The organism is Acinetobacter courvalinii (genome assembly GCF_014635545.1).
Taxonomy (GTDB): Bacteria; Pseudomonadota; Gammaproteobacteria; order Pseudomonadales; family Moraxellaceae; genus Acinetobacter; species Acinetobacter courvalinii.
Genome location: NZ_BMDA01000004.1, coordinates 198,786 through 215,420 on the forward strand (window position 1 = coordinate 198,786; position 16,635 = coordinate 215,420).

16 protein-coding genes, 4 tRNA genes, 1 pseudogene and 1 riboswitch are annotated in these 16,635 nt (G+C 44.8%); of the genes and pseudogenes, 6 read left to right on the forward strand and 15 right to left on the reverse strand.

The window, feature by feature from the left end:
- Window positions 1–54 precede the first annotated feature (54 nt).
- Both acpP and lysM read left to right on the forward strand, forming a co-directional pair.
- On the forward strand, window positions 55–291 hold the full coding sequence (acpP, locus tag IEV39_RS14875) for an acyl carrier protein (RefSeq protein WP_005229018.1): 237 nt from the start codon (window positions 55–57) through the stop codon (window positions 289–291).
- Window positions 292–494: 203 nt separating this feature from the next.
- A complete protein-coding gene (gene lysM, locus IEV39_RS14880; RefSeq protein WP_005229019.1) occupies window positions 495–968 on the forward strand; it encodes a peptidoglycan-binding protein LysM in 474 nt (157 codons plus the stop codon).
- A 79-nt stretch (window positions 969–1,047) separates the two neighbouring features.
- On the opposite strand, the gene IEV39_RS14885 is transcribed toward lysM, so the two are convergent.
- Window positions 1,048–1,815 (reverse strand): hydroxymethylpyrimidine/phosphomethylpyrimidine kinase, encoded by a 768-nt coding sequence (locus IEV39_RS14885; protein WP_005283885.1) that lies wholly within the window; start codon window positions 1,813–1,815, stop codon window positions 1,048–1,050.
- A gap of 93 nt (window positions 1,816–1,908) precedes the next feature.
- On the opposite strand from IEV39_RS14885, the gene IEV39_RS14890 reads away from it, so the two are divergent.
- Window positions 1,909–2,583 carry an HAD family hydrolase gene (locus tag IEV39_RS14890; RefSeq protein ID WP_005283890.1) on the forward strand — a complete coding sequence of 225 codons (675 nt, stop codon included), beginning with the start codon at window positions 1,909–1,911 and terminating at the stop codon, window positions 2,581–2,583.
- Window positions 2,584–2,634: 51 nt separating this feature from the next.
- Here the strand turns inward: IEV39_RS14890 and ribB are convergent, their stop codons facing one another.
- Complete coding sequence (ribB, locus tag IEV39_RS14895; protein WP_004804956.1) at window positions 2,635–3,294, reverse strand: 3,4-dihydroxy-2-butanone-4-phosphate synthase; 660 nt, start codon at window positions 3,292–3,294, stop codon at window positions 2,635–2,637.
- Between the two features lie 97 nt (window positions 3,295–3,391).
- Window positions 3,392–3,549: riboswitch (FMN riboswitch) on the reverse strand.
- Window positions 3,550–3,736: 187 nt separating this feature from the next.
- Here ribB and IEV39_RS14900 point away from each other — a divergent pair.
- Together IEV39_RS14900 and IEV39_RS14905 are read left to right on the forward strand one after the other, a co-directional pair.
- On the forward strand, window positions 3,737–3,952 hold the full coding sequence (locus tag IEV39_RS14900; protein WP_005283893.1) for a hypothetical protein: 216 nt from the start codon (window positions 3,737–3,739) through the stop codon (window positions 3,950–3,952).
- Between the two features lie 11 nt (window positions 3,953–3,963).
- Entirely contained in the window at window positions 3,964–5,154 is a 1,191-nt protein-coding gene (locus tag IEV39_RS14905) for a hypothetical protein (RefSeq protein ID WP_005283895.1), read from the forward strand.
- 2 nt (window positions 5,155–5,156) lie between these two features.
- Here IEV39_RS14905 and IEV39_RS14910 read toward each other — a convergent pair.
- The 12 genes and pseudogenes from IEV39_RS14910 to IEV39_RS14965 form a co-directional block, all read right to left on the reverse strand.
- Window positions 5,157–6,947, reverse strand: a pseudogene (locus IEV39_RS14910) (patatin-like phospholipase family protein).
- A 197-nt stretch (window positions 6,948–7,144) separates the two neighbouring features.
- Window positions 7,145–7,525, reverse strand: coding sequence for an aspartate 1-decarboxylase (panD, locus tag IEV39_RS14915; protein ID WP_004655255.1), 381 nt, complete (start codon window positions 7,523–7,525; stop codon window positions 7,145–7,147).
- Window positions 7,526–7,664: 139 nt separating this feature from the next.
- Window positions 7,665–8,246, reverse strand: a complete 582-nt coding sequence (pth, locus tag IEV39_RS14920) for an aminoacyl-tRNA hydrolase (RefSeq protein WP_005229025.1) — start codon at window positions 8,244–8,246, stop codon at window positions 7,665–7,667.
- Window positions 8,247–8,265: 19 nt separating this feature from the next.
- Window positions 8,266–8,562 (reverse strand): 50S ribosomal protein L25, encoded by a 297-nt coding sequence (rplY, locus tag IEV39_RS14925; RefSeq protein ID WP_005229026.1) that lies wholly within the window; start codon window positions 8,560–8,562, stop codon window positions 8,266–8,268.
- 98 nt (window positions 8,563–8,660) lie between these two features.
- Entirely contained in the window at window positions 8,661–9,614 is a 954-nt protein-coding gene (locus IEV39_RS14930) for a ribose-phosphate pyrophosphokinase (RefSeq protein ID WP_004770906.1), read from the reverse strand.
- 99 nt (window positions 9,615–9,713) lie between these two features.
- A tRNA-Gln gene (locus IEV39_RS14935) sits at window positions 9,714–9,788 on the reverse strand.
- 85 nt (window positions 9,789–9,873) lie between these two features.
- Window positions 9,874–9,948, reverse strand: a tRNA-Gln gene (locus tag IEV39_RS14940).
- Window positions 9,949–9,966: 18 nt separating this feature from the next.
- Window positions 9,967–10,041: transfer RNA gene (locus tag IEV39_RS14945), tRNA-Gln, on the reverse strand.
- A 27-nt stretch (window positions 10,042–10,068) separates the two neighbouring features.
- Window positions 10,069–10,143: transfer RNA gene (locus IEV39_RS14950), tRNA-Gln, on the reverse strand.
- Window positions 10,142–10,975 carry a 4-(cytidine 5'-diphospho)-2-C-methyl-D-erythritol kinase gene (gene ispE, locus IEV39_RS14955; protein ID WP_005283909.1) on the reverse strand — a complete coding sequence of 278 codons (834 nt, stop codon included), beginning with the start codon at window positions 10,973–10,975 and terminating at the stop codon, window positions 10,142–10,144. The genes IEV39_RS14950 and ispE overlap by 2 nt, the downstream gene beginning before the upstream one ends.
- A gap of 17 nt (window positions 10,976–10,992) precedes the next feature.
- Window positions 10,993–11,574: a lipoprotein insertase outer membrane protein LolB gene (gene lolB, locus IEV39_RS14960; protein WP_005283912.1), complete on the reverse strand. Its 582-nt coding sequence runs from the start codon at window positions 11,572–11,574 to the stop codon at window positions 10,993–10,995.
- Between the two features lie 4 nt (window positions 11,575–11,578).
- Complete coding sequence (locus IEV39_RS14965) at window positions 11,579–13,297, reverse strand: tetratricopeptide repeat protein (RefSeq protein WP_005283915.1); 1,719 nt, start codon at window positions 13,295–13,297, stop codon at window positions 11,579–11,581.
- Window positions 13,298–13,376: 79 nt separating this feature from the next.
- On the opposite strand from IEV39_RS14965, the gene hemA reads away from it, so the two are divergent.
- Window positions 13,377–14,660, forward strand: coding sequence for a glutamyl-tRNA reductase (gene hemA, locus IEV39_RS14970; RefSeq protein ID WP_005283917.1), 1,284 nt, complete (start codon window positions 13,377–13,379; stop codon window positions 14,658–14,660).
- 10 nt (window positions 14,661–14,670) lie between these two features.
- Here the strand turns inward: hemA and IEV39_RS14975 are convergent, their stop codons facing one another.
- Window positions 14,671–16,554: a DNA primase gene (locus tag IEV39_RS14975; protein WP_005283919.1), complete on the reverse strand. Its 1,884-nt coding sequence runs from the start codon at window positions 16,552–16,554 to the stop codon at window positions 14,671–14,673.
- Window positions 16,555–16,635: the final 81 nt, after the last annotated feature.

Here is a 16,635-nt window from a genome sequence, read left to right on the forward strand (position 1 = left end):
ATTCAATTAAACTAGTGGCAAATTAAAACGCCACAAGCAATGAGGAGAATTCCTGTGAGCGATATCGAACAACGCATCAAACAAGCTGTAGCTGAACAATTAGGTATGCGTGCTGAAGAGATTAAAAACGAAGCATCTTTCATGGATGACTTAGGTGCTGACTCTTTAGATTTGGTTGAACTTGTAATGTCTTTCGAAAACGATTTTGACATCACGATTCCAGATGAAGATTCAAATGAAATCACAACTGTTCAATCTGCAATCGATTACGTAACTAAGAAACTTGCTTAATCAGCTTGCATGATAAAAAAGCCACCGTCAGGTGGCTTTTTTATGGGCTATTGAACAAGAGCAGAAAATATCCTGAGTTTTAGTGGATATACATATATTTACAAGACCGCTTTAAATTGAAACTCGAGTGATTATTTTTTTCGGTATAACTAAAGTAAGTCTATTTTGACGATTTGAGATTAATAATTACAGAGGTAATAACAATGGGTCTTTTTGATTTTGTTAAAGGTATCGGTAAGAAAAATACAGCACCAGCAGAGCCACAAGCTGCGCCAGCAACACCAGCTGAACCATCAGCTCAAGAGATTGCAAATAAGTTATTAGGTTTGATTAAGAGTTTGGGTCTAGGGGTTGAAGGTTTGTCTGTGACCTATAATGGCAGTACAGATACCGCAACAATTAAAGGTCAGGTAAAAAGTCAGGCCGATAAAGAAAAGATCGTATTGGCGGTCGGAAACACAGATCATGTTGCGAAAGTGGATGATCAGATGACTGTGGAAACACCAGAACCAGAAAGTAAATTCTATACCGTGAAATCAGGCGATAACCTATCGAAGATTTCAAAAGAATATTATGGCGATCCGAACCAGTACAACAAGATTTTTGAAGCGAACCGTCCGTTACTTAAAAATGCCGATGACATTTTCCCGGGACAGGTTTTACGTATTCCACAGTAATCTGATGGAACTAAAAAAGGCGCTTGATGCGCCTTTTTTAGTGAAAATTTTTTGAAAAAACGACCGGTTTCTGCAGCGCTTAAAAGCGTTTTGGAATCTTTTGCCCATTGGGTACAGGGGTTTCTGCCCATTTCAGTACGCCAAACAACCAGGTTTCGGCATGTTGAACGGCAATTTTTAAAGAATCACCCAGTGCCAAACGTCCTGCAATGAAGCTTGCCAGAGAGCAACCTGAACCGTGATATTGACCTTCTAAGCGTGGACAGCGGCTTTCTGCAAGCATTTTTCCATCTGCATAAAGCACATTACGGATATGATCAGGTGTATCTTCATGGCCGCCTTTGACCAATACTGCTTTTGCACCTATTTCAAACAGTTTTTGCGTGGCTTGTTCAATATCTTCCAGACCGGTTAAAGCTCTTAATTCAACCGTATTGGGCGTGATTACCGTCGCTAAAGGAATCAATTCAACAAAGGCTTTGACTAATGTGGCTTGGTCACCCAATGAACCACCGCTATTTGCGACTAAAACAGGGTCTAGGACATAGAGATAGTCTGGATGGGCGCGCAAGAATTCAGCCAGTGCAGCAATATTATCAGTTGTGCCCAGCATGCCTGATTTTACACATTTAATCGGCAAGTCACCGACCACGGCATTGGCCTGTGCAAGGAGCAATTCTTTTGAAGTGGCTTCAAAGCCAAATACTTGTTGTGAGTTTTGGATGGTTAATGCGGTACAGGCAATGGCAGCATGCGCACCACTTTGTCCAATAGCTTCAATATCTGCCTGTAAGCCAGCCCCGCCAGATGGATCTAAACCTGAAAAACAAAGCACGGTCGGACGCACTGCAATTTCCTTTTAGTCTTCAATATACGGTAGTATAGGGAAGTTTCGAGAAACTCTCGACTCTGTTGTGTAAGGCTGCAAGAGATTGAACGAATGACGATCAAAAATATTCTCATCGATTTAGATGGGACGCTGACTGACCCTAAAACAGGAATTCATGGTTCAATTCGTTTTGCTTTGCAAAAGTTAGGTCAACCTTTGACTGATGACGTGGATCTGGACTGGACCATTGGCCCACCCTTAAAAGCATCTTTGGCAAAATTACTCAATACCCAGGATGATGAACTGGCTGAGCAGGCATTACTAGCTTACCGTGAGCGGTTTTCAGTGACAGGCTTATTTGAAAATGAAGTTTATCCTTCAGTCGCAGAAACACTGCAGCAATTACAGGCGGAAGGCTATCGATTATTTCTTGCCACCGCCAAGCCCGTGGTCTTTGCCAAACAAATTTTGGCTCATTTCAAGCTGGATCAATATTTTACCGCCATCTATGGCAGTGAGCTAACCGGTGAGCGGACCAATAAAGCGGACTTGATTGCCTATATTCTTGAGCAAGAACATCTCGATGCCCAGCAATGTATCATGGTGGGGGATCGTCAATATGACATTATGGGTGCACGTGCCAACGGGATTGAAACCATTGCCGTTAATTATGGTTATGGTCGGGCAGAGGAACTGGCTCAGGCACAGCCGGTAACGCAAATTTCTCAATTTAGCCAGCTCATTGAAACGGTGGCTGAACTGAATGCAGAACGTAAGGTTTCTTAAAATCCAGGTAGTAAAAAAAGCCTCGAAATATCGAGGCTTTTTTATGTCTAATCAGACATTATGTTTTAAGCGGTATTGCACCAGTTCTTCAATGCTGATCACGGTCAAGCCATGGGTTTGTGCATAAGCTAACACTTGAATACCTGACGCCATTGAACCATCCGGGTTGGTCAGTTCACATAATACGCCTGATGGTTTTAAACCTGCCAAACGCGCCAGATCAATCGTACCTTCGGTATGACCACGACGGGTCAGAACACCACCTTCACGTGCACGTAAAGGGAACACATGACCAGGACGGCTTAGATCACTCGCTACAGCCCCATCTTTGGTGGCTGCCAAAACGGTAGTGACGCGGTCTTTGGCCGATACACCTGTGGTTACACCTTGTGCTGCTTCAATGGTCACGGTAAACGCAGTTTTAAACTGGCTTGAGTTATCCACGACCATCGGTGGAAGTTCTAAATGATCTGCCAGCGCTTCAGTCAAACATAGGCATACAATACCTGAACCATCCCGGATCATTTGTGCCATGGTTTCAACAGTCAGTGTTTCGGCTGCAATAATCAGGTCAGCTTCATTTTCACGGTCGAAGTCATCCATCACCAACACAGGTTTGCCTTGGCGGATATCTTCTAAAGCTTGTTGAATACGTTGTTCAGCAGGGGAAAGGGCTGAGAAGAAAAGTTCGGGTTGAATTAAACTAGACATAATGAAACGCTCTCGTAAATAGGATACGGTTGAACATTTCAGGACTGATGTAAAAAATAAGCGTACACCAAAACAACGCAAAAGCGTGTTTCAGTGGTTTCGTCTTCTTTCATCCGGACTATACCGTCGGCTTTGGCATCTCACCAAATCTGCGAGTATATAAAAATATATACAGGCTCGTGGGCTGGGTAGGTCATTTGATTGTGTTGCCTAACTTACCACCGGTGGGGAATTTCACCCCGCCCTGAAGCGATGTACGTCGATTATAGCCAGATTTTTAAGTGAAAAGGCAACTTTTTATAGAATGTATCGTTCTATAAAAATGAAGAAAACTGCTGAGACTTGACGCTACTTTCTATCATGATCAGTGCAACTGGTAATCGATTTCAATTGAGCATAGACTGAAAAGATAAAACAACAATAATCTGGAGTAGGTTCTATCATGGAAAAGACAGATAAAATCGAGCTGGAACAGCTAGCACAACAATTACATCGGCCTGTCATGAGCCTGAAGGCATTTTCTCAATTAAACCCGCAAAAGCTGGCCTGGCTCAACCAACAATTACAACATACCCTAGAACATGAAGATCAGAAAATGAATCAGAGTTTGTATCAAACTCCTTTTTTTCTACGTTGGCTGTTCCGAGATAAAGCCTAGGGGGCAAGCTTATGACTCGACTCGCGGTACAGGCAGAGTTAATCAAATTGGCGCGTATCTTGAAGGTCACTGAAGCTGAATTAGCCTTTTTGCAGCCTTTGGCACCAGAAAATTTAAGACAATTCCGTTTTGCCATATTAGAACGATTACAAAATCAGCAGAAAAAACGCTTCCGTTATTTGGCTGCCTGGGTAAGCTGGTTGCCGCGCTGGATCAGTGTTTTTATGGTCAAACACTGCTTAGAGCCATTTATCGTGGCACAAATTGCCGTGTATTTATCGACAGAAAGTTCTTATCGCATCGTAAAGCATTTACCTGCCAAAACTGTAGCTGCTATCTCGGTGTATCTCGACCCACGCTTGGCAAGAGAATTGTTGGGCTATCTCACCACGCATCAGATTACGGAGATTACCCGAGTTCTACTGGAACAACGTGACTTTGTCACCATGGGGCGTTTCGTCAGTATGCTGTCCGATGCGGTATTACAAGATGTGGCGCAAGTGGTCGAGAGTGAAAGTGACTTGCTGGAAATTGCATTTTTTATTGAGTCACGCGAGCAAATTGACCATCTGGTGCATGTCTTACCGAAACAGCGGATCGAGAAAGCGTTATTGATTATTGGTGATCCGGCACAGCGTCTCATCTGGCCAAAAGTTTTGGCCTTGATGAGTTACATCAGTTATGGGTTGAAGCAGGAGCTGGGTGATCTGGCGGTTCTGCAAGGCGAGCCTGTAATCAATGCCATTATTCAGGCTGCGCAAGAAGATCAGTTGTGGGAAGATATGCTACCGGTGGTGGCTTGCCTGTCAGCACAAGCCCAGCATTTTGTTGCTAATTTGCCGGCCTTAAGACGGGTCGAGATTATCCAGAGTATTGTTGAGGCGGCTGACCGTTGTGATTTATGGACGGATATGCTGGTGATTGTCAATTATATGCAAGATGAGGCCAGAGACGTGGTCGCGCGCGCAATTGCACAAATTGATGAGCAGGTCCTGCACCATATTGCCTATGCTTCGTTGTTGCGTTCCCAGTGGGAAGTGACATTTGACATCATGCGACGCATGCCTGTCGCAAAGCAGCAGGAGTGCCATCGAATCCTTGATGGCTATATGCAGCAGTTAGATCCTGAGACCTATCAATATTTAGATACATTGCTGGAGCGTTACCAGATTCAGTCCGCTATGACCGGATCGGGAAGCTAAATTCAAGATGAGGGAAGTGTATCCCGAATAGGCAATAGCATTTCGAGCGCATGTTCATATCCGCGTTCGACCAGTTCATCCAGCTTATGCCAGTCAAACATGCCAATTCCCTCAATCGGCATACGAATGTGTAAATTCGCCCGTTCAATCGCTGCACTTTGAATCATGGTATCGCTGGCAAGGGTCGCAGTACGCATCAGGATCTCAGCCAGTCGTGGTGCGTGTAACAGCTTATCTTTAATAATTTTATTCCAGTTGAGCAGGGCACTCTAATCGGGTTCTTCCAGTCCGATACCGGGAACGCGAATATCATCATGCAAGCTGACATTGCTGGCAATAATGGTGCCTCTTTCCAGATTTTGCATGACATCGGTGGACAGGTTATTGATCACACCGCCATCGCAGAGCAGATTTTCATGCCAGGCCACAGGGGGTGCAACGCCTGGCACACTCATACTGGTGCCAACCCAGGTGGCAAGTTCCCCCTGATCATGAATGACCGCCTGTCCGGTGGTCAGATTGGTGGAGATGCAGTAATAGGTCTGTCTGAGTTCTTCAATCCGCCGTTGCCCAAAGATGGCATGCAGGCGGCTATGGAAACGTTGTCCCCGAATCAGGGAAACCCGAGGCATGGTGTAATCATTCAGATAGTTACGTGCCACAAAAGTCTCATAGGCGATATGGGTCATTTCGACACTATCAAAACCACATGCCACCAGCGCCGCAACAAATGCCCCCATACTGGTTCCACCGACAATATCAATCGGGATATGTAGCTGTTCCAGGGCACGAATCAAACCGATATGCGCGAATCCACGAGCACCGCCGCCACCCAGCACCAACCCAACCCCCTGACTGGAAATCTGTCGTGCTACCGCACAGATATCATTTTGCGCCCAGGGGTGGACAAAATAGTGGGCGCGGGCATGATAAAGCTGCTTCCATAATAGGGTGTGGGGAGAAGGATCACCTTCGGAACGCAGCAAAACCAGTTCGATCGGGCTTTGCCAGTCATGTTGACTGAGCACATACGAGAGTGGGGTTCGAGTCGGGGTTTGATTGGCTTCTGCCAGAATCAGAATTCGGTCCGCCTGATGTAAACAGCGTTTTGACCATTCATCTTCACTATTATCGGCAGCATACAGGACATAGCAATGTTTTTCTTCCAAGCTGGCAAGCCACTGCCTGAGCTGTAAATCTGCAGGGCTATAATCCAATGGGGTTTGACTAAAACCAGACCCAAACAGGGCATCGACATGGGCTGCTGACACCAAGCGAACATGCGGCCAGCGCTGTAAATGTTCAGTCAGTTTTTCTGCCAAATGGGTGGCAGGGATATGGGCCGAGACAGGAATAACAGAGAGCGTTCGGCTACTGCCCATGGCATGACTATGCTGCTGTTCGGATTGCGAGCGATGAATGATCAGCCGGGATAAAGCGAACAGGACTTTAGGATGCTGATGGATGAAATCCAAAAATTGTTGCTGTGGAATACCAATCAGTGCAGTGTCCCGAACTGCATTCACCGTACAATGATGTGGCTGATTGGAAATCACACCGGTTTCGCCAACCAGTTCATGACGGCCATAGTAAGTCAATACTCCCGTTGTGGTGGTGAGCTTGACCCGCCCATAAATCACAATATAAACATGATCGGCAATATCATGGGCACAGTACAGAGTTTGTCCGGTTTGTAGATGACGAATATGGCAAGCGGGAATCAAGCTCTCAAGTGTCGAACCATCCAATTCAGCAAAAAGGCTGACTTTGCTGAGAATATTAAGCATATCCATATTGATCAAATTATCGTTATTGTCTGTTTATTAAACAAAGCCTGGCGATGTTTTTCAAGTCTGTTTGCGTAAAATCAGGCTTGAGCTGAAGTAGGACAGCTTTTATGCGAATAGGGGAGGACGGTTTGGGGTGCCAATAAAAAAAGCCATGAGCAGCTTGATTCGCGGCTCATGGCTTTTTAGGAATCTTTTATGCTTTATGCAATTTGTACCGGAATACAGTTTGCGGTGTGATTCACGGTATTGTCCGGGTTTGCATATACCAGACGTGGTTTGTGAAGATTGGCTTCAACTTCAGTAAAATCACCAAAAGTTGCGATAATCACTAGATCACCCACATCAGCTTGATGGGCTGCGCCACCATTGACCGAGATAATGCCTGAGTCGTCTTCACCACGGATTGCATAAGTGGTGAAACGTTTGCCATTCGTAACGTTCCATACGTGGATTTCTTCGTATTCACGAATTCCTGCCAAGTCCATTAATACGCCATCAATTGCACAAGAACCTTCATAATGAAGCTCTGCATGCGTCACAACTGCACGGTGAATTTTACATTTTAATAAACGAGATAGCATGGCTAGCGTCTCCTGAGTAAGACCTAAGATGATTATCTTATGGTTGACTTGTCACGTTTTCCGCGGGCTAGGGGCGGTTTGATGCGCATTTTGCGCCTAAAAATGCAATATGGCAAGCGTGATTGATCAACAATTCAGTTTAAGCGGGTTTATAAGCATTAATTTGATTCATTGCCTGTGATACTTGTCCGTCAACCAGCATTTTCACTTTTGATAAGGCATGATCAATGGCTGCATCCATTAGAGCTTGTTCACTACTAGGCGCTTTGCCGAGCACATGACCAGAAACACGTTCTTTGGAACCTGGATGTCCAATGCCAATGCGTAAGCGATGGAAATTTGCACCGATATGCGGAACGATATCACGAAGACCATTATGTCCGCCGTGTCCGCCACCTGTTTTTAAACGGATGATGCCAGGGTCCATATCCAGTTCATCATGGGCAATTAAAATTGCTTCTGGTGCAACCTGATAAAATTTGGCAAAAGGGACAACACTTTGACCAGAACGGTTCATAAAAGTGGTGGGAAGTAATAGACGTACGTCGCGACCTTCAATTTGACCACGACCGCTGTATCCATGAAATTTAGGATCAGCTTTTAGGGAAATGCCATAACGGTCTGCAAGCTGTTCAACGAACCAGAAGCCTGCATTATGGCGGGTTTGGGCATATTCCTTTCCAGGGTTGCCCAAACCGACAATTAGCGAAATATTTGACACTAATTTACGCCTTTAACACTTATGCGCGTTTGAAGTCAGCGTGCATAGGTGTGTTTTTCGCTGGGTGACGTTGTAACGCTTGGATTTTAACGTTTTCAACTTTGTCACCGATTTTGATTTCGATCACTTCTTCGAAGAAAGCATTGTTTTCTAAAGCTTTAACGATTTCGCGAAGCTCTAAAGTGATTGCTACAGGCTCAGCGCTACCACCGTAGATGATTGCTGGAATTTGTGAAGCGTGACGAAGGCGGCGGCTCGAACCTTTCCCTTGTTGTGCGACTTCACGTGCTTGAGCGTTTAATACGAAGTTTGCCATGGGCATATCCTCAATGGAGTTTAATGAACTAAACTTGCGACCAGTTTAGTGATAGAAAAACCCTAGCGAGCTAGGGTTTAAGAAAAAAAGCTGGGCTATTATAGATAACTATCGAACATTGCGCTAATAGATTCTTCGTTGTTAATACGACGAATTGTTTCAGCAACCATGCTCGCAACCGAAACCTGGCGAATTTTGCCGAGGCTCAAGGCTTCATCTGAAAGTGGAATGGTGTCTGTAACAACCAGTTCATCAATCACAGAATTACGAAGGTTATCAATGGCTTTGCCAGATAAAACAGGGTGGGTTGCATAAGCAACAACACGACGAGCACCAAATTGTTTTAGTGCATCGGCAGCTTTGCAAAGCGTACCTGCTGTATCGACCATATCATCAACGATGACACAGTCACGATCTTTTACATCACCAATCAAATGCATCACTTGTGATTCATTTGCTTTTTGGCGACGTTTATCAATGATGGCTAAATCGATATCACCCATTTGCTTGGCAACAGCACGGGCACGAACAACACCACCAACGTCAGGTGAAACCACAACGAGGTTATGATGTTGTTGTTGACGTAAGTCAGCCAGTAGCGCTGGCGTACCGTAAATGTTGTCAACCGGGATATCAAAGAAGCCTTGAATTTGGTCTGCGTGTAAGTCAATCATGACTACACGGTCAATACCTACAGTTGTTAGCATGTCTGCAACAACTTTGGCAGTAATCGGTACACGTGCAGAACGTGGACGACGATCCTGACGGGCATAACCGAAGTAAGGAATGACGGCAGTGATACGACCAGCACTTGCGCGACGCAAAGCATCCGCCATCACCAAGATTTCCATCAGGTTATCATTGGTTGGGGCACAAGTAGATTGGACGATAAAAACGTCTTTACCACGAACATTTTCAGTAATTTCAACTGAAATTTCCCCATCAGAGAACTTGCTTACAGAAGCAGCACCGAGTGGGATATGTAAATGGCTTACGACTTTTTGGGCGAACTGTGGATGAGCACTTCCACTAAAAACGACAAGATTGGGCATGAAGCACCTGAGCGAGGGTTAAGCGAAGCTATGCTTCGACCGAGCGCAAGGGAAAAATTTTAATTTTTCCAACGGGTAATTTGGAAACAATCTATTATATGGCAGGGGCGGCTGGATTCGAACCAACGGATGCCGAGATCAAAACCCGGTGCCTTACCACTTGGCGACGCCCCTAATGCGGCAGAACTTTAATCGTTTTATAGGACAATGTCAATATATTTGAGCAAATATCGATACAAAACAAGTCTGTCTAAAGATATGGCAGGGGCGGCTGGATTCGAACCAACGGATGCCGAGATCAAAACCCGGTGCCTTACCACTTGGCGACGCCCCTAAATTCGATGATATGTAATGGCAGGGGCGGCTGGATTCGAACCAACGGATGCCGAGATCAAAACCCGGTGCCTTACCACTTGGCGACGCCCCTATTACATATACATCTACAGGTGAAAATTGGCAGGGGCGGCTGGATTCGAACCAACGGATGCCGAGATCAAAACCCGGTGCCTTACCACTTGGCGACGCCCCTAACGTGTAACTGAGAAATGTCTTAACGGAGACTCTGCTAAACTGTTGACCAAGTAAGATTTACAAGGCGAGTTTTGCAAAATTTGCGTTGTATCCATTTCACCGGTTACTTCAATAAAAACACAAGCACCTGTACCTGTAAGCTTTGCTCGACCAAACTGATCTAAATACTGCATTGCTTCTTCTACTTCAGGGTATAACTGTCGAGCCAGAGGTTCAAAGTTATTTCCAAAATTAGAAGGTTCTATCTGATAGGCGCAAAATTTAGTGATCTTAGAGTCTCTTGTCAATGTTTTTTGCGAAAAAAGCTGTTGAGTGCTGATAAAACAGTCAGGTTTCAGGATTATGAATTTTTTTTGAGCTAAGTCTATGAATGATAAATGTTCACCGATGCCTTCAGCCCAAGCATTGCGGCCAAAAACAAAGATAGGAACATCCGCACCCAGCTGTACACCATAGTCGGCGAGTTGTTGCTCGTTTAAGCCACATTGCCAGAGCTGGTTCAGCACAATCAGGGTGGTCGCGGCATTGGACGAACCGCCACCCAGCCCAGCACCCATCGGAATATTTTTTTCAATCCGGATATTCAGCCCACATGGTTTTTTGGCATGCGGACGTAATAACTGTGCAGCGCGATAGATTAAATTCTGTTCGAGTTGTACTTCTGCCAGACCTTCAATCTGAATATTTTCTTCCGCATGCGGTTCAAAAGTCATCCAGTCGTATAAATCAATCAACTGAAAAATGGTCTGTAATTCATGATAACCATTGTCACGACGACCGGTGATATGCAGAAACAAATTCAGCTTGGCGGGGGAAGGTGCTCTAATCATAAAAAATAATCTAAAAATTATCGGTTTTGAATCACCATTGTAATACGGTTTTCTTTACCGTCTGCAAGAGCTTGCTTCAACAAAAGCTTATTCGGAAGCGTTTGTGCATCGTTATAACTGAAATCTACAGTCCAGCCATCTTCAATCAGCTGTTTAAGACGATTTTGCTCATCTTTACTGACTTGAGCATTCTGGGTTGCGGGTTTGGCTTGAATCCAGTAGGCAAGATGCATAATCGGCGCTTGCCAACCGGTTGCTTTTTCCAGTAATTCTTCTGGTGTTGCGGCCGTAATCAAGCCTGTTTTAGCGCTATTTAAGGTGACCTGACCAGGTTTGCCCTCAATCTGGGTTTTACCTACGCCGAGGATACCGGTCAGCTCAATATCAAACTGATCCTGTTGCTGTACCCATGTAAAAAATGCACTGCCAGATTGTTGCGGTGTGCGGACACCGATTTTGCCTTGCAGGTTAAAATTATTTTCGTCTTGTAGTTGTGGTGAGGTAATCACTTTATTGGGCTGGCTCAGACTCTGACAACCGGTTAAAAACAAAATGCTACTGCTACACACGGCGAAGCATAATTTTGAAAACACGCGCATGGGTTTAACTCTTTTTTACAGTGATGGGTAAGATTAAGCTATCAAGCTGTTGTAATTGTGGGGCATTGGCATGTTTTTGTTTCAATTGCTGTAACACCTCGCTAAATTGCGTGAGTGCGCCTTGCATATACAAGGCTTTGGCATAGCGAATACCAATATTGACATTTTGACTGAGCGAATAGGCCTGACCAAGCACTTTGGCAGCCGTGTCAAAATCATTTTGTAAGAAAGCGATATAACCCAGAGTATCCAGAATCGATGCCTGTTCAGGTGCAAAATCCAGTGCCATCTCGGCGTATTTACGCGCCTCCTTGAGGCGGCGGTTTTGCAAAGCTAAGGTGTAGGCATATGCATTTAGATAAGTTGGGCTATTTGGCTCAAGCACCAGCAATTGCTTTAAGGTTTTGTCTAATTTGTCCCGATCTGTGTATGGGTCGAGTAACAGGACTTCGGCATAAATCAGTTCCGGATCATCCGGCAAGTTCTTGATGGCTTCATCCAGCAACGCCAAAGCGGCCTTTTTGTTATCCATTTTCTTCAGAATATCGGCCTGTGCCTGATAGAGGAAACTGGCATGTTGCGGATAGTTAACACGTTCCTGCGTCAGGAAGCGTAAGGCATCATTGAGCTGGTCCTGTTTCTCAAAAATCGCAATCATGTTGCGTCTGGAAACGATATACAGGCTACCATCGACCAGACGATAATAAGCCTTGGCTGTTTCATAATGCTGTTTGCGCTGGGCATTGATCGCCAGATAGTAATAGGCTTCATTTTGATATTTGGCGGATGAACGTAATTCCACCAGATATTGCTCGGCTTTTTCATATTGCTTCAGGTCAATGCTGGTCAAACCTGCAATAAACAGCGCTTCTTCGGCTTTGGGATGATCTTTAATGATATCTTCAAGTTTTTCTAAAGCTTGCTGCTGCTGGTTGATCTGAATGTAATAGCGTGCTTCGGCCAGACGAATATCAATATTGTTTTTGTTCTTGCGACTTGCTTTGGCAAACCATTTCTGTGTTTCTTCATCATCTTGCAAAGCCATGAGCAGATTGGCTTTCATTAAAATGAAACTGGTGGTTTTCGAGCGTTTTCTGAGTGCCCGATTAATATTTTTAAGCGCTTGTTCATACAAACCATCTTGCGCTTCTAAACCTGCAATCAAGGCCAGAATAGAGGGATTGTTACGCTCTTCGCTGGCACGCAGGGCATTTAACAGCACTTCGCGGTCTTGTGCCTGTTCGGGGGCAATCCCGGCTAAAATTTCTTCCAGATCGGCAGTCGGATCAATATTTAAAATTTTATCCAGGGTTTTTGCAGCCAGCTCGTACTCATGCGTTTTGAGCGCGATATGCGATAAATAGAATAACGCTGGTACATCTTTGGGTTCTTGCTCTACCCAATGGGTTGCAATGTCTAAGGCAGACTGTAAGTCATTATATTCTAAGGCTACATCTAAGGCGCGCTGCTTGATTGTGGTTGAATTACTACGAATTGCAAGCACGGTATAATTGTGTAGAGCAGTTGCAATATCATCATAAGCAAGAGAAAATTCAGCAATCATGCTTTGTTGTAAAGCATTTTCAAAGCTGCTATCTGCATACATGTCGTGTATTGCTTGTGCAGAGACATAAGAGCTCATGCTACCTAACAACAAGATTGTGGTAGAATACCGTCTAATCGTCTTGCCGCTAAAAAGGGTACGGCGATATAGCTGACGCAATTTTTATTGATCCAAAGTAATGCTTTTTATGACACCGATGTTGCACAATAACATAAATTTAGCGAAATGATGATCTGATATGTCTTTCTTTGCATTGGGTGTCAACCATCAAACAGCTTCTGTTGAACTTCGTGAACAAATTGCTTTCAATGCAGAGCGATTAGCTGCGCTATTGCTTGAACAAAACCAGAAGTCATCCTTGAATGACCTTGTGGTGGTGTCGACCTGCAACCGCACCGAAGTCTATGCCATGACAGAAGATGCCGAAAGTGTCCTCAATTGGCTGGCCCAAGTGAATAATATTGATGTAAAACAGTTAATTCATCATGTTTATCGTTACGAGAATGCTCAGGCTGTTACACATTTGATGCGGGTTGCCAGTGGTCTGGATTCGCTGATGCTAGGTGAACCACAGATTTTGGGGCAAGTAAAAAGTGCCTTGGCGCTGTCAAAAGAGGCAGAAACCGTTTCGCCTGAACTGAACAGTGTCTTTGAATATGCCTTTTATGCCGCCAAGCGGGTCCGTTCTGAAACCTCTGTCGGAAGTCATGCCGTTTCAATGGGTTATGCCGTTGCTCAGTTGGCATTACAAGTGTTTAGCCGTCCAGAAAAACTGACCGTAATGGTGGTGGCTGCGGGCGAGATGAACAGTTTAGTCGCTAAACATCTGGCTGAAATGGGGGTGGCAAAGATCCTGATCTGTAACCGTAGCCGTGAACGTGCCGATGTTCTGGCACAGGAAATTGCCCATCAGGTTGATGTTGAAATTATTCCTTTTACGGAACTTGCACAGAATTTGCATCGAGCAGATGTCATCTCGAGTTGTACAGGTAGTTTGCATCAAGTGATTGAATATTCAGATGTCAAAGCGGCATTGAAAAAACGTCGCTATCAACAGATGCTGATGGTCGATTTAGCGGTGCCACGTGATATTGATCCCAAAGTTGAATCACTGGATAACGTATATTTGTATGGCGTTGATGATTTGCAAAGTGTGATTGATGAAAATCTGGCACAACGTCGTCAGGCAGCGGTTGAAGCCGAGGTTATGGTCAATCAATTGGCTACCCAGTTGATGACCCAGCAAAAAGTCAAAGAGGCGAGTGGTACCATTCAGGCCTATCGTCAGCATAGTGAAGAAATCAGTCAGAAAGAATTGACGCATGCCTTAGAGTCATTACAGCATGGACATGCCGCAGAGCAGGTCTTACACGAGTTCGCGCATCGTTTAACCCAGAAGTTAATGCACCCGACTTCAATCTTGCTAAGAGAGGCCGCCAAAGCTGAAAATCCGGATTATTTCGAATGGCTACAGCAGCATTTACAAGACGTATTTGAGCACGAACGTAAACCGAGGCAGTAACGCTACGATACTAAGACAACAGTCGCAAACTAATCTGTTTGGTTAACTCATTCAGCTGTTGACGCAAATTGCGTGATTCAATCAAGGAAATCGGTGATTTAAGTTTTAAGCGCAGATATTTTTCTTGTAAACCCAATGCATATTCTTTGGCAAGTTTATCTGCAATTTCAGGTGCTTGAGTTAAAGACTGAATATTAGTGCGTTGCATGATATCAGCCAGTTCATGACTATAATTACTACATGCACCTAGCACATAATAGGTTGCCAGTTCCTGATCATCAGGCAATTCATCAAACACAATATTTAATACGGCTAAAATTTTTGCCAACAGTTCATCCTGATCAATCACCGCGCGTAATTCTTCAAAATGAATGTACAAGAAGGGATGGTGCATCAAAATCGCCACCGCGAAATCTTCATCTTTGGTCTGGATGTTAAAAGATAATGAAGCATCGTGGCTGACTTGGGGGGTAAAACGTTTGCCTAAACCCAGCTTTTCACGGAAAGATTGACTCAGCAAATAGCGGAATGAACCGTGCTTCGGCAACAAGTCGGTCAATTCACGCAGTTCACCCATCACCAGACTTTTACCCTCAGGCGTGCTGACGTCATGCTGGCCGGTTAAATGGGCAAACACAAAGTCGGATAACAGCGGTGCCTGTTGCAGTAATTTCTGGAAGTTTTCCAGACCCTCACGGCGGATCAGCGAGTCAGGATCATGCTCATTGGGCAAAACAAAGAATTTTAATTCACGGCCATCATTCAGTAGCGGCAGTGCAATTTCCAGCGTGCGTCGTGCGGCCTTTTGTCCTGCGGCATCCCCGTCAAAGGCAATGGTAATTCTAGAGTTTTGTTTAAATAACGTGGTTAAGTGATCGGCATTACTGGCTGTTCCAAGTGTTGCGACGGCGCCATTGATACCGTATTGCTGTAGCGCAATTACGTCCATATAGCCTTCCACCATCAACCAGTCATTTGCTTTCAGTTTACGGCCTTCATAGAGACCGTAAAGCAACTGGTTTTTATGGAACACTTCCGAGTCGGGTGAGTTGATATATTTCGGTTTAATCTCGTCATTGAGCGCACGACCACCAAAACCGACCACACGACCTTTATGATCGCGAATTGGGAAAATCACCCGTTCACGTAACAAGTCAAAATCCCGGCCACTGTCGCTTGAGCGAATCAGGCCGAGCTGTTTTAAGCCTTCAATATCTTGTGGAAAGGCTTTTTCGAGATGCTGCCAGTCTTCTGGTGCATAACCTAAACGCCAAAACTGGATGGTTTGTGCCGAGAGGCCACGTTGTCTGAAATAGTGTTGGGCTTTTTGACTATTCGGTAACTGGCGTTCATAAAACTGCGCCACATTCTCCAGCAGATCATACAGATTACCTTCCTGTACCTGCTCATCCATGTTGAATGAGGGATCAAACTGGGCAAACGGATCATCCATCACCCGATCCATATCGACAAAATGTCCATCGATAAATTCGTCGACTACAGGTGGTGCGACTGGATTTTCTTGTGCTGGTTTTACTGGCTGAGGTGTAGCGGCTTGTTGTGGACTGCGTTTATAAGAGAGTTTTTTATTGTCGTGATTATCTTTGGGGAGGTCGACACCGGTCTTGTTAGACAGCTCTTTCATCACATCGACAAAGTTACGGCCGTCGATATCCATCAGGAAACGGATGGCATTGCCATTGGCCTGACAACCAAAGCAGTGATAATACTGCTTGTCCCGATAGACGTGGAAAGACGGTGATTTTTCCTGATGAAATGGACAGCAGCCGGAGTAGGTACGGCCCGTCTTTTTTAACTTCACACGCTGACCGATCAAATCGACAATGTCGGTTCGATCCAGAATTTGATCAATCGTATGCTGTGGAATTGCCATGTGCGTTAAACCATTTCAGACAGAAAATAAAACATCGTTGCTCTGCAAAAATGTCAGCAATCATTGTTGCATAAAATAAAA

What these genes read in the sequence shown, in the direction of transcription:
- lysM (WP_005229019.1), top strand. Translation starts at nt 495, where the DNA reads ATGGGTCTTTTTGATTTTGTTAAAGGTATCGGTAAGAAAAATACAGCA.
- IEV39_RS14890 (WP_005283890.1), top strand. Translation starts at nt 1,909, where the DNA reads ATGACGATCAAAAATATTCTCATCGATTTAGATGGGACGCTGACTGAC.
- ribB (WP_004804956.1), bottom strand. Translation starts at nt 3,294, where the DNA reads ATGTCTAGTTTAATTCAACCCGAACTTTTCTTCTCAGCCCTTTCCCCT.
- IEV39_RS14900 (WP_005283893.1), top strand. Translation starts at nt 3,737, where the DNA reads ATGGAAAAGACAGATAAAATCGAGCTGGAACAGCTAGCACAACAATTA.
- IEV39_RS14905 (WP_005283895.1), top strand. Translation starts at nt 3,964, where the DNA reads ATGACTCGACTCGCGGTACAGGCAGAGTTAATCAAATTGGCGCGTATC.
- panD (WP_004655255.1), bottom strand. Translation starts at nt 7,525, where the DNA reads ATGCTATCTCGTTTATTAAAATGTAAAATTCACCGTGCAGTTGTGACG.
- rplY (WP_005229026.1), bottom strand. Translation starts at nt 8,562, where the DNA reads ATGGCAAACTTCGTATTAAACGCTCAAGCACGTGAAGTCGCACAACAA.
- IEV39_RS14930 (WP_004770906.1), bottom strand. Translation starts at nt 9,614, where the DNA reads ATGCCCAATCTTGTCGTTTTTAGTGGAAGTGCTCATCCACAGTTCGCC.
- ispE (WP_005283909.1), bottom strand. Translation starts at nt 10,975, where the DNA reads ATGATTAGAGCACCTTCCCCCGCCAAGCTGAATTTGTTTCTGCATATC.
- lolB (WP_005283912.1), bottom strand. Translation starts at nt 11,574, where the DNA reads ATGCGCGTGTTTTCAAAATTATGCTTCGCCGTGTGTAGCAGTAGCATT.
- hemA (WP_005283917.1), top strand. Translation starts at nt 13,377, where the DNA reads ATGTCTTTCTTTGCATTGGGTGTCAACCATCAAACAGCTTCTGTTGAA.
- IEV39_RS14975 (WP_005283919.1), bottom strand. Translation starts at nt 16,554, where the DNA reads ATGGCAATTCCACAGCATACGATTGATCAAATTCTGGATCGAACCGAC.